Source organism: Paenibacillus polymyxa, from assembly GCF_015710975.1.
In the GTDB taxonomy this organism is placed as follows: domain Bacteria; phylum Bacillota; class Bacilli; order Paenibacillales; family Paenibacillaceae; genus Paenibacillus; species Paenibacillus polymyxa.
This window is the reverse complement of sequence record NZ_CP049783.1, coordinates 4,515,740-4,528,482: the sequence shown is the minus strand read 5'-3', so window position 1 is coordinate 4,528,482 and position 12,743 is coordinate 4,515,740. Positions and strand designations below refer to the sequence as shown.

At 33.4% G+C, this 12,743-nt stretch carries 29 protein-coding genes; all 29 read right to left on the bottom strand.

All coding sequences use genetic code 11. The annotated features are described in order from the left end of the window. Positions 1–21: 21 nt before the first annotated feature. Positions 22–879 carry a Gabija anti-defense Gad2 family protein gene (locus G7035_RS20545; protein ID WP_019687598.1) on the bottom strand — a complete coding sequence of 286 codons (858 nt, stop codon included), beginning with the start codon at positions 877–879 and terminating at the stop codon, positions 22–24. Positions 880–952: 73 nt separating this feature from the next. Beyond that, positions 953–1,222, bottom strand: coding sequence for a helix-turn-helix domain-containing protein (locus tag G7035_RS20540; RefSeq protein ID WP_019687599.1), 270 nt, complete (start codon positions 1,220–1,222; stop codon positions 953–955). Positions 1,223–1,484: 262 nt separating this feature from the next. Further along, positions 1,485–1,667 (bottom strand): hypothetical protein, encoded by a 183-nt coding sequence (locus G7035_RS20535; protein ID WP_019687601.1) that lies wholly within the window; start codon positions 1,665–1,667, stop codon positions 1,485–1,487. A 90-nt stretch (positions 1,668–1,757) separates the two neighbouring features. Further along, a complete protein-coding gene (locus G7035_RS20530; RefSeq protein WP_196478876.1) occupies positions 1,758–2,381 on the bottom strand; it encodes a hypothetical protein in 624 nt (207 codons plus the stop codon). A 35-nt stretch (positions 2,382–2,416) separates the two neighbouring features. Next, positions 2,417–2,632 carry a hypothetical protein gene (locus G7035_RS20525; protein ID WP_019687603.1) on the bottom strand — a complete coding sequence of 72 codons (216 nt, stop codon included), beginning with the start codon at positions 2,630–2,632 and terminating at the stop codon, positions 2,417–2,419. Between the two features lie 67 nt (positions 2,633–2,699). Next, positions 2,700–2,849 (bottom strand): hypothetical protein, encoded by a 150-nt coding sequence (locus tag G7035_RS20520; RefSeq protein WP_019687604.1) that lies wholly within the window; start codon positions 2,847–2,849, stop codon positions 2,700–2,702. Positions 2,850–2,891: 42 nt separating this feature from the next. Further along, positions 2,892–3,101 (bottom strand): hypothetical protein, encoded by a 210-nt coding sequence (locus G7035_RS20515; protein ID WP_019687605.1) that lies wholly within the window; start codon positions 3,099–3,101, stop codon positions 2,892–2,894. A 326-nt stretch (positions 3,102–3,427) separates the two neighbouring features. Then, positions 3,428–3,961, bottom strand: a complete 534-nt coding sequence (locus G7035_RS20510; RefSeq protein ID WP_019687607.1) for a 3'-5' exonuclease — start codon at positions 3,959–3,961, stop codon at positions 3,428–3,430. Between the two features lie 332 nt (positions 3,962–4,293). Further along, a complete protein-coding gene (locus G7035_RS20505) occupies positions 4,294–4,458 on the bottom strand; it encodes a hypothetical protein (RefSeq protein WP_019687609.1) in 165 nt (54 codons plus the stop codon). A gap of 13 nt (positions 4,459–4,471) precedes the next feature. Further along, a complete protein-coding gene (locus G7035_RS20500; RefSeq protein WP_019687610.1) occupies positions 4,472–4,948 on the bottom strand; it encodes a hypothetical protein in 477 nt (158 codons plus the stop codon). Between the two features lie 299 nt (positions 4,949–5,247). After that, the gene (locus G7035_RS20495) at positions 5,248–5,529 is read right to left on the bottom strand and encodes a hypothetical protein (RefSeq protein WP_019687611.1); all 282 of its coding nucleotides are present in this window, start codon (positions 5,527–5,529) and stop codon (positions 5,248–5,250) included. A 57-nt stretch (positions 5,530–5,586) separates the two neighbouring features. Beyond that, the gene (locus tag G7035_RS20490) at positions 5,587–6,039 is read right to left on the bottom strand and encodes a hypothetical protein (protein WP_019687612.1); all 453 of its coding nucleotides are present in this window, start codon (positions 6,037–6,039) and stop codon (positions 5,587–5,589) included. Positions 6,040–6,096: 57 nt separating this feature from the next. Beyond that, positions 6,097–6,867 carry a hypothetical protein gene (locus G7035_RS20485; RefSeq protein WP_019687613.1) on the bottom strand — a complete coding sequence of 257 codons (771 nt, stop codon included), beginning with the start codon at positions 6,865–6,867 and terminating at the stop codon, positions 6,097–6,099. A 37-nt stretch (positions 6,868–6,904) separates the two neighbouring features. Beyond that, positions 6,905–7,162: a hypothetical protein gene (locus G7035_RS20480; protein ID WP_019687614.1), complete on the bottom strand. Its 258-nt coding sequence runs from the start codon at positions 7,160–7,162 to the stop codon at positions 6,905–6,907. 37 nt (positions 7,163–7,199) lie between these two features. Continuing rightward, positions 7,200–7,412 (bottom strand): hypothetical protein, encoded by a 213-nt coding sequence (locus tag G7035_RS20475; RefSeq protein WP_019687615.1) that lies wholly within the window; start codon positions 7,410–7,412, stop codon positions 7,200–7,202. A 113-nt stretch (positions 7,413–7,525) separates the two neighbouring features. Continuing rightward, positions 7,526–7,909 (bottom strand): YhjD family protein, encoded by a 384-nt coding sequence (locus G7035_RS20470; RefSeq protein ID WP_019687616.1) that lies wholly within the window; start codon positions 7,907–7,909, stop codon positions 7,526–7,528. A gap of 55 nt (positions 7,910–7,964) precedes the next feature. Further along, positions 7,965–8,249 (bottom strand): hypothetical protein, encoded by a 285-nt coding sequence (locus G7035_RS20465; protein WP_019687617.1) that lies wholly within the window; start codon positions 8,247–8,249, stop codon positions 7,965–7,967. Between the two features lie 36 nt (positions 8,250–8,285). Beyond that, complete coding sequence (locus G7035_RS20460; protein WP_019687618.1) at positions 8,286–8,573, bottom strand: hypothetical protein; 288 nt, start codon at positions 8,571–8,573, stop codon at positions 8,286–8,288. Next, positions 8,563–9,132 (bottom strand): HD domain-containing protein, encoded by a 570-nt coding sequence (locus G7035_RS20455; protein WP_019687619.1) that lies wholly within the window; start codon positions 9,130–9,132, stop codon positions 8,563–8,565. The genes G7035_RS20460 and G7035_RS20455 overlap by 11 nt, the downstream gene beginning before the upstream one ends. 47 nt (positions 9,133–9,179) lie before the next feature. After that, positions 9,180–9,362, bottom strand: coding sequence for a hypothetical protein (locus G7035_RS20450; RefSeq protein ID WP_019687620.1), 183 nt, complete (start codon positions 9,360–9,362; stop codon positions 9,180–9,182). A 10-nt stretch (positions 9,363–9,372) separates the two neighbouring features. After that, positions 9,373–10,038: an SLOG family protein gene (locus tag G7035_RS20445; protein ID WP_019687621.1), complete on the bottom strand. Its 666-nt coding sequence runs from the start codon at positions 10,036–10,038 to the stop codon at positions 9,373–9,375. A gap of 222 nt (positions 10,039–10,260) precedes the next feature. Next, entirely contained in the window at positions 10,261–10,461 is a 201-nt protein-coding gene (locus G7035_RS20440) for a hypothetical protein (RefSeq protein ID WP_019687622.1), read from the bottom strand. Between the two features lie 53 nt (positions 10,462–10,514). Next, positions 10,515–10,925 carry a hypothetical protein gene (locus G7035_RS20435; RefSeq protein ID WP_019687623.1) on the bottom strand — a complete coding sequence of 137 codons (411 nt, stop codon included), beginning with the start codon at positions 10,923–10,925 and terminating at the stop codon, positions 10,515–10,517. A 296-nt stretch (positions 10,926–11,221) separates the two neighbouring features. Next, complete coding sequence (locus G7035_RS20430; protein ID WP_019687625.1) at positions 11,222–11,479, bottom strand: hypothetical protein; 258 nt, start codon at positions 11,477–11,479, stop codon at positions 11,222–11,224. A gap of 41 nt (positions 11,480–11,520) precedes the next feature. Then, the gene (locus tag G7035_RS20425) at positions 11,521–11,889 is read right to left on the bottom strand and encodes a hypothetical protein (protein WP_019687626.1); all 369 of its coding nucleotides are present in this window, start codon (positions 11,887–11,889) and stop codon (positions 11,521–11,523) included. A gap of 14 nt (positions 11,890–11,903) precedes the next feature. Beyond that, entirely contained in the window at positions 11,904–12,149 is a 246-nt protein-coding gene (locus G7035_RS20420; protein WP_019687627.1) for a hypothetical protein, read from the bottom strand. Continuing rightward, on the bottom strand, positions 12,142–12,327 hold the full coding sequence (locus G7035_RS20415) for a hypothetical protein (protein ID WP_019687628.1): 186 nt from the start codon (positions 12,325–12,327) through the stop codon (positions 12,142–12,144). The genes G7035_RS20420 and G7035_RS20415 overlap by 8 nt, the downstream gene beginning before the upstream one ends. A 3-nt stretch (positions 12,328–12,330) precedes the next feature. Further along, on the bottom strand, positions 12,331–12,519 hold the full coding sequence (locus tag G7035_RS20410) for a hypothetical protein (RefSeq protein WP_019687629.1): 189 nt from the start codon (positions 12,517–12,519) through the stop codon (positions 12,331–12,333). After that, on the bottom strand, positions 12,516–12,740 hold the full coding sequence (locus G7035_RS20405) for a hypothetical protein (RefSeq protein ID WP_019687630.1): 225 nt from the start codon (positions 12,738–12,740) through the stop codon (positions 12,516–12,518). Before G7035_RS20405 ends, G7035_RS20410 begins: the two co-directional genes overlap by 4 nt. Positions 12,741–12,743 lie beyond the last annotated feature (3 nt).

Genomic DNA, 12,743 nt, shown 5'->3' with positions numbered 1-12,743 from the left:
TATTTTGGTAAAATTGAACTTTTACTCAAAAACCTCTTCGTCTGTACTATGTATGTATTGATCCAGCTCTTCTTCGTCGAATACTTTATCTATCACTTCTGATACCCATTCTAATGATACTGTGAAATCACTATCTTGTTTTTTCTTATCTTTTATTGCTTCGATTACCGTTTTGAATAATGACAAGTCTACACCAGTGAGTTGTTCCTCTAGTACTGTCGGGTCGTTTAGATTGAGATCGCCACATTGTAGAATCATCTTCAGATATTGGCCTGCGTTGATTGACCACCCTCTTTCAATGTACTTGCGAGAGCGTACAATAGAAGCTACTGGATATTTAGATCCTACATATTTTAAGTCTTTTGTTATAATGGACTCTAAAGCTTTCTGAGGTAAAACTAATTCATTCTTGTGTGGAATATAATAACAAGTACAATGAACAAAATCGTAGTTTTCGTGGACTTCTTCGGGATCTCCATAAAATCTAGTAATTAACTGCACATTATCAGATAGTGTAATGGCGTTTGTTGAAAGAAAAACTGGATTAAAACCTTCTTTGTATTTGGCTTTTGCTACTCCTCGACTTGGTACAAATACACTAACTCTGTCCTTAATTTTTTTAACTGTAGCTCCATATGTATCATTTGTACTTCGATTAAATTTGTTCACATAATATTCTGCTACTTGTATACATGACTCTTGATCCATAAAGTAATAATCATAATCATTAGGGTCTTCTTCGAGTAATAGTGAAACAATAGCGCCTCCTGTAATAAATGATTTCTCATTAACCAACTTAGCAATTTCTTCATTTTTAATTGACGCAATAAAGCTTCGATGAGCTTCTTGTAGTTTTCTTTTTATGCTTCTAATGTTCATTCAATCTCTCCTCTATATAATTAGTATTAATATTGATCCTTATCTCATTTTCGTTATTTTTGTATATTTAATATTATTTAATTACTACTTCCATTTCCAAAGCCACAACTAACTTCATCAAAAAATCAAAGCTTGGTACATATTTGTTTTCTTCCAGTTGAGTAATTTTAGTGACTTCCACTTTTGCAAGATCAGCCAGCTCGTCAATATCTATGTTATTGTCTTTACATTTTTTTACGAGTGCATTTGTCAATTTTGCTTTCATTGCAATTTCTTTTTTCTCATTTTCGGACTTATAGTTTAATCTACTTTTCAAATCTGTCCATGTTTTATATTGCTCCATATTTATCTTTCCTCCTTTAAACTAGCAATGTTCCAAAGTTATCACTTACTCTGACTTCGTAAACTCCTTTAAGTCTCCAAACCTCTTCCTTATGTAGCTTAGTCTTTAAGTGTACAAAGCTAACTTTGATTTTTGGATAATATACTTCTCCATACTCCTTCAACAATTCAGGTTGCTTAGTATATACGAAATACTCGTTCAACATATCACCTCCTTGTTTTAATGAAACTACATCATTTCTTTCTCGTATCCAATCTACATTTTACGGTAATTTTGTATGTATTTTTTCAATATATAATTCTTCGCTTTGTTGCATTAATGAATCAATTTCATCATTAAGTCGCAATATTTCATTTTTATTATCATCTTCTACCGCGACATGTAGTTCCTCGTATTTCCAACCTAATTGATGGTAAAGTTCCGACAGATTTTCATAGAGACTCAAAATATCACCTCCTTCTCGTAGTGGAATCAACCTTTTATCTTCTTCTTCCTCTTCTTATTCTCGTTCTTTGTATACTGTTATGTTTCTCTATCATCTTATCTTTTTTCTTATTTCTTTTTTATAATTATCAGAGATTTTACCAATATGCTTTTCAATTTTTTTCATTTCCTCGTAAACATCTTTAATATCTCTAGGAACAGAATTTACATAACCTGCGTACATGTTTAAATCAAGTTCATAGGATCTGCTGTAACAGTTATTGTCAATATCTCGATAATTTATCTCGATATAAAAGCTAGGGAAGTTTTTATCATCATCCATTAACTGTATAAAGCCCTCAACAAATGCAGTCAAAGATTGTCCTGGTGCTAAAAATGCAACCCCTTCTTTTATCATATGTGCTTTATCTATATGGGTAGATACTACGCTTCTATTCTTTGGTTTAAGTTTAATCTTTATATCTTTAGCAGGAATATTCCCGATATTAGATAGATGAAAATATACATTTCGTAGGTTTACTGAGTTGAAGTAAGCAATTATATTAGGAGTATTATTTTCTTTCCTGATTTCTTCATTTTGTCTAACGGTGTCTGCACTATATCTTTGTGAATTTCTAGCAAACCAAACATTAAGCGCAGTCAATAAAACTGTTAACAAAATATTTATAAAACCTACTAATGAGCTATTTTGTAGATACCATTGGTTAAAATCCATAAGACTTCTCCGATCTCTTAAAGTAGATTTTTACTTTATGATTCGTTTTTAGTTCCTCTACTATATCTTGATTTAATCCACTCTAAAAAATTTCGGGATTGCTGAGGATTATAAGCTTGCAAAAACTCATTTACACTAATTTTTAAAGTCTCTTCCAAATATTCTTGCAGTTCTTCGCGAGTAGTGTAAAAGTAAAATTCGCTATGTTGATTCGTAGAAACTAACTGTATATCATATCTCTGCTCATTCATGTTGTAGTCTCCTTGTTGTCATATAAATTGCATTAGCACAAAGTATATTTCGGATCAAAGTAAACTTTTATCTGTTTCTAAGGATTGATTCAGCATAGGATAGGCTTTCTTGTACATTCCCTGCGACTTCTCCAGATAGAACTTTTTTAAATTGAATTATGACCCATTCTAAAGCATCATAGCACTCTTCAACCATATGCTTGTTCTCGTTCTGCATACCTAAGCCTCCATTCTTAGTAAAAGAAAGATTTTAATTGGATCAGTCAAATGCGTTTTCTTCATCTGAAAAATATTTGCGATTTTTTCCAGTGGCCTTCTCAAGGTCACGAATGTTAACCATAATATGATTTGAGTAATGAGGGATTTCAGTCATTTGGTCTAAGATAATGTACAAATTCCTTAATGTTTCTTCTGCCTCGACCATTCTTCCTTTGTTATACCCCAACACATAATCCGTACTTGTGCTCATATTATCTCCCCATTTCTATGTAAAAGGAAAATTTGATTCTATTTTTCTTTTGGTTTAATGTTTGCAAGGTAAACAATCAATACTAGATAAAATAAAGAACATATCCATGCCAACACTGGACCTTCTTTCCAAGGAGACACGTTATAGATAAAATTAAAAGGCAAAGCAAATACGACTATCAGTAGAACTACAAAAACAAATTTTATAAACAATGTTTCTTTTCCCAATCTAATGGTGCCACGTAGATAGAATAGAGCAACTAGAAATATAAGAACCTGAATCCAAGGCATTTTTTATATCACTCTTCCCGTAAAATGTACGATTTATCAGAATCTCAATTGATCATAAATCTTCACAAAAATCTTAGCAATATTCTTAGCGTCATCAATCCCTCTGTGATGGGTTCCCTCCATTGGCAGTTTAAGCATAGTCAAAGCTCTTTCCATGCCTACGCCTCGCTCCCTACCAATCATCCTCCCATGCTGATGCTTGAGACTGATATGGTTATCCGTCGATTCACATGCGATTTGATGTAGTGCACAATCCTTCTGCAACTGGTTCTTATCATAGAACCCCCAGGAGCAGAGGACATGAGGTTCATTGCCTATCCACTCTCGAAATTGACGGATTGCCTGCGGATAATACATTGCAGCATCCACATCCGCCTGAGAGATGGAGGTAAGCCGCTTACAAAAATCAGAAAGCTGTGGGCTTAATACAGGCTTGACAAAAATTTGGAATTCACTTACAGTCTTCAGCCTATCATTGAGTTTTACGGCTCCGATCTCAATAATTTCGTTTTGTCTTTTGCGGTCATTTTCCCAACAAGTAGCTTCTAGATCAAAAATTATGTAGTTCATTTCTTAATCCTTTCTCACGCAAAGTATTTGTTTTATCTATAGTAACCAGTCTGATGATTTATAGCGTCTTGTGAAGTAAAGTAGCAATATCCCAATAAGGAAGGATGTTCCTCCAATAAAATAACCTCTTAGACTGTTTATGCTAAAAGCCATTGCTAATATTGCAACTCCCAATCCACAAGGAAAATACCCGAAAATACCTCTTACCAAAGCCATGAAAAAGAATTTCCGATTCATAAATCCCCCTCTTTTCTAATATGTAATTTATTATACAAACGAACAAGGATACTAATTGGTTTCAAATGTGATTTTCTAAATATGAAAGTCATATTTTATTCTTTAATATCATTTCCATCTTCATCTATTAATCTACTTCCTCCACCAAATTCCCAGCCATTAGATTCAACAAACTCTATAAACTTATCAATAAATTCATCGTGATCAACGTTTCCTTCAGTAGCAAAAACTGCTCCGCTAATTTTTATGCCTTTTTTCATGGAATCCTCTCCTTTAATTGATATATAGCCCATAGTTTTTCGTCGCGTTCCCAGTTGAAATTACCAGTTTGTTTTCTCCTTCTTTTACTGCTTCGCTTAACTTAACAACAAAGTGTTTTTTAAAGTAATACCTTGAGTAAAAATCAACTGATTCATTTTCAGGTTTGTCGTTGTATATGACATTATCATTCAGTACTACAACAAGTGGTTCCGCACTATTGATGTACCTACCATAAATATATAAATCAGCCTTTCTTTTTTTGTATTGAGAGACATCAATTGAAAATTTATTTTGATCATCTAAATCAATTTCTTCTTCGTAATAGTTATTAGTTTCATCTAATAAAACACCTATTCCAACGCCATAAAAGAAAGTATGAGGGTCTCCAAAGTTTTTATCAAATTGATATCTAATATAATTTGGCACTTGTAAAACAACTAAAATAATTAAAACAATAAACAGACTGAGAAAGAACTTTTTCTTATTCATTTCACTTCCCTCTCACTTTTTGATGAAGTCGCTTATCTTTTGTTAAATTCATTCTATCCCACTGATACTATTTAAATAAAACTCACATTTTATCAAGATTAGATTCAACAGCTTGCTTTCTCGACTTATAGTTTGAATCTGCACTTATAGAAGTTCTCCAATAATTAGATTCTTTCCATACATTCATGACATGTTTATCATTAACGTACACAATATATCTATTTTCTGAAAACTTCTCCAACCTGTATTTCAAAGCAAATACACCTCGCTAAATAAAAGATTCGTTTTACTTTCTATTTCTATCTCCACAATTCAATATTTTGGACACGGCTATCTAGATCATCTATATTTGTATCCATGTCTTTAATATGAGATTCTAGATCGTTCAACCTCATATCTAAATCTTCAGTGTCATAAATATTTCCTTTATCTTCGACATCTTCAACTCTTGTTTTTAAGCTTTCAAATTCTTCTGTTAGTCCCTTCAGTGCCTTATCCTGCTGGTAGCTAACATAAGACTGGTAGCCCAATAAACCTACAATTAAAACACCTAGGCAAATACATATTATTTTTTTGAACAAATAAGATTCCTCCATTAATGTTTAATCCTATCGGGTGTATTTAGAAGATTAATTTTATTATTTATAATTTTTCAAAATTTCTTTTATAAGATCAGTATATAAATTAGACATCTCGTTGTTCCACTCGTATCTAACCTTATCAGTATTATCAAATATTGTTATGTCTAATTTTCGTGTTTTGTTTCTTACTTTTGGTGGCAAGAGGTCTAGATTATTAAATAATATATGTCTAATGCTTTCTCTATACTTTACTAGATTAAATTTCGCAAATGTTTTACTAGATTCAGAATCATATTCGTATGAAATCATCCTCTCCTGACCATCAGCTTCAAGCACTTGATTTAACACTTTAAATTCTTCATATTTCCTGCTCATTTCCTTGTCTTCAAGATTCCAATTCCTCAGTCTGTTATCTTTTTCTCGTTCTCTGCGTGTTTGAAACCAATTGTTTAAAAGGCTTACTAGTGAAGCTACCAAACCACCTATAAGAGCTGCCCATCCTGCATTCATAACAGTGTCTTCTCCTTGCTTATTCATTTTAAAGGGAAGCGAATTTCTGTAAAAGTGTTATTTTATTGCGCGCTTCCTATCGATAATACTTCCCATAAGTTGCTTAATACCAATAAACATGACAAGACCGAATGTGATTGGCGATACACACAACGACCTCCAAAAATATATCTTACTATTGTACCAATTGAATGTTTTTTCTATATTCGCTTCACCTGTATAATCATCTTCAATTACTATTGCACCATCAATAGGTCTAATAAATATTCTGTTCATATCTACGTTCATTGGATTAATTATTATCTTATAGTCTCTTGGATCTGATTCGCTATAATGAGAGTACCAGAAAGAGTTAAATTTAGGTTCCTTGTTTTCATCAGTTCGAGAAGGGTGAAACCAAACAAATTTCTTAGTTGCATCACTGAATTTAAAATTGTAATTTGAACGTGCGCTACTATTTGCAATCAATCTAATTATCCCAGTTCTTTCAGCCTCTTCAATTTCGTAAGGAAATAAGTGGTCGGTATAATGTATTAAATTCCTTCCATTCAATTTTTCATACTCTTCTTTTGTGATCCGTCTTATGTAATATCTCGATTTCAAAGGATAGAGTAAAGGAACAAGAACAAAGTATCCTATGTACGGGATTATGACAGAGATGATACTGGGCAAACCGGGTATAATACCTTCAATCCAAATAGATATCAATAATGCTAAAATCAATAGTATTAGCGTATAAAGTAAAATAGTGACCAATTGTAATGCATGTCTGATTCTACCGATTTTCCCACGCAATTTTTTTCTTACTTTTCTTTGCGTCATCTCCAATATTATCACCACCAATAAAATTTTATCTTTTTAATCCTTAGTTATTATATTCTCTATCTATTTTCTCAGATATCTCTTTTTCTATAAGCAGTTCTTCGAAACGTTCAATGGCTTCTTCGGGATTGTTGCTCAGTTGTACCGAATCTATGTATGTATCTCTAAAACTGTCATTATCTCCAACCCCATTTGTATCCAACCATTTTTCAATTATAATCTCAAAATGACTAGCCTTGTGACGATATTTGGCTGCTTTCCTAATTGAATCCCTAATTTCTTTAGAGATTTTAGTCTTCATATGCTGTCACCTCTCTTTATAGAACTAACTTATTACCTTATGCAGTAGCTCTTTTTTCAATTTTATCAATATCATTTTTTAGTTCATACCAACATTCAACTACCCAATTGCTAACTTCTAATCCTCTGTTAGCTTTAATTTCCTCGTTGCCTTTTCTCATAACTAATGAGCCCAAACCGATAAATGGACATGTCCAACCTTTGTAGTCACCAATATTCTTGTAAATAAGATCAATATCTTCTTGTTGCATCTCTATCCCTCCTCGATGCTTAACATAGCAATATTATACAACATTTTCCTATGTATTTCTCAACAACTTATACATATTATTTTATTATTTTTGTTTGTTTAAGTCAAGCTGAATTATTCCAACCTGACCAATTTACTCAAGTCAACATCCATATAAGCAGCTATCCTTACTTCTACATCATTCCTAATTTTAGACCAAAGAAATCGCATGGTGTGAGTATATCCACGACATAGATACTCGGTCACCAAATCTTTATCTGACCTAACCCCCTCATAAACTTTTATGCCTCTCTGTCTCATTTTTTGACGAACCACTTTTAAATCTGTCAATACTCTGCTTTGTAAGCCCTCTAGATATAAAACAAACAATTCCTTCATCTTTAAGTCAGACTTCTTGATCTTGCTTATGTTAAGCTCCAATACATCCAACACATAAGGTAGTTGTATAAAATCAATTACAAGCTGAGTGTCTTCATTAGATGTTTTATAATTACTCATGCTGTACACACACTCCTAGAACGTTTGTTCTTATAGTGTACAACTAACTAAATAACTATTCAATAGCATCGTATCTAAACATGTTCCTATCTGCTTCAACAAGAACTCTTTGTCCAACATATTCGCCATCTATGTATAATTCGAATTCATAACCTTTGTATTCAACCAAGAGAGTATTTGAAGGAATGTTCCCGTAATTCCTTGTGTACTCCTCTCCACTAGGCAACTCAAACCGAACAACAATTAGACTGTTCATATGATTTGTTTTAAGGTAAATTCTAAAAACAGTGTCTGATTTGGGTGGAAACTGATACTGAACATTAGTCTTCTGTTTTGCCATTATTATGTATTCTCCTATCTTGGTAAAACGATGCTTTTACTTGCTTTTAACTTCTGATAGCTGCTGAACAAATCCTTCGTGTTGGCTGATTGTTTCAAGTGAAATATCTACATCGTATAATTTATTTTTCACTACCTTGAATGTTTTGTCTGAGCTAATAATAAATCCATTTTTTTGACCATCTTCATCTGTAAACACCATAATATCTCCCTTACTCGTCCTGATCGTTTCAATATATTTTTGGTCGTAATATGTCTTATAACTTTTTTCGCATCCCATCAGAATTAAAACTAAAGATATAGCAATAAACATTTTAAATTTCAATTGAAATACTCTCCTTTAATTCGATTAAAGCCTTCTTATATTTCTTCACACGGTCATAATCCTTCTTTGTTGGCTTTTCAAGCCTACTCAAATCCATATTGTCTTCAATATCTGCAATTTTGACAGTTCGGGCTAACTCATTTTGTTTACAACGTGCAATGAACTCCCAATACGTTTCATTCTCTTGTCTTGTCAAAGCAATAACTGCATCAATAATTTGGTCAGTGAAATCTTCTGACAGCTTCTCTTCAGTCATAGTTGTATCTTCTAAGATATCATGCAGTACTGCCACAATTTGTTCTTCATTTGATTTCAAATTCATCATTACACGCAATGGATGTAAAATATATGGATTACCACCCTTATCAAGTTGACCATTATGCATGGTTGAAGCAATTGAGATTGCTTTGTTTAAGTTGTTTACTATCTTGAAGCAATCCTCTCTATACAAAACTGTTCCTATTAACAACCATCCTTTTTTATAATATTGAGCGCCATATTCTTGTCCAACTACCAATTCATCATAGTTATTATGCCACTTAGAATATATGACCTTCATTAGCATCAACCTCCTTGCAATCTATTCCTTCTAAAAGCCCAATTTTATCAGTCATCTTCCATGTGAATTTCATAGTGTTCAGGACATGCCTTTCTGTTCAACCAAGCACTTTCACCACACGCCCCAAAATCAAATTCGTACAACTTGCCATCCGATCCAATGCCAAAGCAATAGCTTTCACCTTCAGTTAAAAAACGATCTTTAAACATGTCCCATATTTTATATTTCATTTTTCTACTCCTATCCATTGAATCCATAAATCACATCCAACTCAAAATCACGCTGCGGCTTTAACGTGTATAATGTTTTGCCTTTCTTCCTTACATATCTACAACAATTACCTGTGCCCCCCTTCGATCCATCCCAAGCAGCGACAGCGATTCGTGATTTATCTACCATGTATTCATTTCTTTTTTGCATTTTCGCTACATGATACTCACCAATAGGCACTCCCTCTACCCCATATAGTGGCAGCTCGTCTACATAAACAACTTCATCTGCTGTATCAAGCATCTTCTTGTACCACAGTTGGGTCTCTTTATCTGACCATTTTATTGGCTGCTTTTTAAATGGTACAGCGACAATATTGACGATGCTGGAGTAGTAATTTTTCTTTAGTCCTTGTACTGTCCAAAAGGCTATTTGGTCAAACCCAATTGCTCCACCGGATATAAAACGTTCAACTCCCTCATTCTTAATTAAGTCAATTAACACTGTTTCAATTTTGCTTTTTATGTATTTTGATTGTTTATCCATAAGGCTGTAGCAATTTCCTAATTTATTCGGGCGGTGTCCTGTGAATGATACTGTTTTACTTTCTAGGTTCTCCTGTATTCTGCGTTCTTCACGTCTTCTGTTTATTTCTTCTCTTCCCTCAGGGGAGTTTAACCATGCAAAGTCAACCATTAGCATCACCTCTTTCTTAAAAATCTAAAATCTCTGTAACGTTACAATTAAAATAAATGACCCCATCATTAAATAGAAATATGTTTTATGAGAGAATTTTGACTCGTTAGTGAAACTTATGAGGCGACAAGGTAGATATAATATTGCCAGCGCCGCCAACATACCCAAAGCAGTATTAAGATAAGAAATTAGAATTTTTTGTCACCCTTTATATTAAAATGTTCATTTTATCATTTCTTTTAGATCTGCCACAATTTCTTTGTATGTATACTCCCTTTCCAATGACCTAATCGAATCAATGGAATGAGGTTTAATGGGTAGACCTCCCCACTCATCTGGAACCATCACAGGATTTCTAAAAGCCTGTTCCGTAAGAATCTTTTCTTCATAGACAACTATCAACTTACTTAACTCTTCTTTCATCCTTCTCGTCCCTTCTAAATCAAATATGTATTTGATTTGATTTTAATTGTTTATTAATCCCGCACTACGCATCTATTGTTTTCCCAGTGTTCAATTATACCTCTGTCACTTTCTATTTCATTCAAAGCGTCTTTCGCCTTCAGAGCTTCTTCATAGTTAATGGTTGCAGAGAATACAATTCCACTTCTTCCTTTGACAACGTAAACTTCGTTTTTGATGGGCTTCACATTCTCTCCAATTCCCTGCTTTTCCTCCCCTAAATCATCCAGTTCGCAACATGAATCAACATAAATATCAAAACTCCGCAAGAACGCTGCCTCCGCGTCAGTTAATTCTTCGCCCTCTTCCAGCTTATCATGCAACTCATTTGCTAGATCGAAAAGAGAACTCATCATTGCATCAAAACATTGATAATTGTAGTCCTCTCTTTCTTCCATAAGCAATTCTTCTTGTTCTTTGTTCATAGTTTAATTCTCCTATTCGTATGTATTTATTCTAAGCAAATCCTCTACACTCATTTATCTCGTACTCATCTTCAAATCTATCTTGGATAGTCTCGTCTGGGCTATTACACGTCTCAAAGCAATTATATTCCTCCTGTTGAGACAGATCTCCACATTCATGTTCGAAGTTCTTGCATTTCAAGCAAATACTATCTGTGTTAATCTTCATTTTTCTACCTCCGTTTTTCTCCTTTATATTCACTTATGCTCCGTTTTTCAAGCTCGATATTTTAATGAAACACGCATTTTACACCAAATCAATCGTAATAATTTTCAACTGCATCATTTGCTAGTTTAAAAATATCATCATCTTTTGTCTGCACCGTAATCTTGTATAATACTTTTTTAAGCTTTTCGCTTCTTTTGTTCCACATCTTACAAGCTCGATCACACATAGTCCACTCTGCCTGAATGATCTTGTTTTCTTCCTCTAGGATTCTAATCTTTTCCATTAAACTTTCAATCGTTTTGCCCATTCCAATAATTTCGTCAGCACTAATCTTACATTCGCTCATTTTAATTTCTCCCTTTTAATGTTTTAATAAAATTTGACTTTTCAATTGCTATTCAATAAAGACAAATCGTACCCAGAATCAATAAACATAATTGTCTTCTTTCTATTGCAGTCATTACCCAAATATGTATATATCTCATCCATATCGTCTGCTGTAAAATTAGTTCCTAAATATTCATTGATAATTGCCCTAAATCGTTTCTGCCAATACTTACTTACTCCCTTGCAGCTTGGTCGCGATAACCATGCCAAGACCTTTCTTTTGATATCCCATTCTGTCTCAACATCCTCAAGAAGAAGAAATATGTTATTCTTGGGTTCGATTATTAACTCGAACTTGGAATTGATAAAACAATCAGGCGAATAACGCTCAACAACTCTCATAAATTTTTGTATTTCAATTAGGTTCATATCGCTCTCCTTATTTATTTACTGAAGCAATCATTAGTGCTCTCACGGATTCTTTTAATTAAATCCTCGCCCTTTTCTTCGTCCCATTGATTTAAATAAATACACTTCCAACCCAAGCAGTATTTTTTCTTCTGGTAGATTTTTAATTTTTGAACAAGTTTGTAGTAAGTCATCCCATGTTCTCTACTCGTATTAACTCTTACTTCATCAATTTTTATCATGTATCGTTTACCATCTTCGTTCCAATACTTCTTATACATCAATTTCCTCCTTCTTAGAAAAAATATTCAGTAAATAATCTTCATATATCGATCTAAACGCCTCTTCTTCCTGCTCCCACAAATTTTCTGAGACATCTATCCCATATCCAGCATTACATCCTTGTCGGAAAAAATAACAACATAACTGCCTAAAATCATCTTTTTTTATGTATGGCATATTTTACGGCTCCCATTTATAAAGCTCATATTTATCATCTGTCAATTTATAAAAATCGGAACTATAGTCTCCCGAAAACTTTTCATTCAGGAAATCAACAATAGCGTTGCCATAGTGCTCACTTACATTCTCACAAACTAATTTGTCACTCACTGATTCCCTGTCAAAATTATCTATGCAGACAATCTTCATTCTAATTCCTCCAACGCTTCCTCTAAACTTTTAATTTCGCCCCAACCATATTTATAATAAAAGCTATGGTGATTATCATGACTATCTATGTATAACTCATAGTAATCTTCGCCTTCTTCGTTGCATCCATTCACCCACCATATATCCATGTTTGGGTCATTTGTTCGCTCTCCTACCATGTGCCTTGTGACATCTGGCAATCTTTTTAACTCAATAATCATATT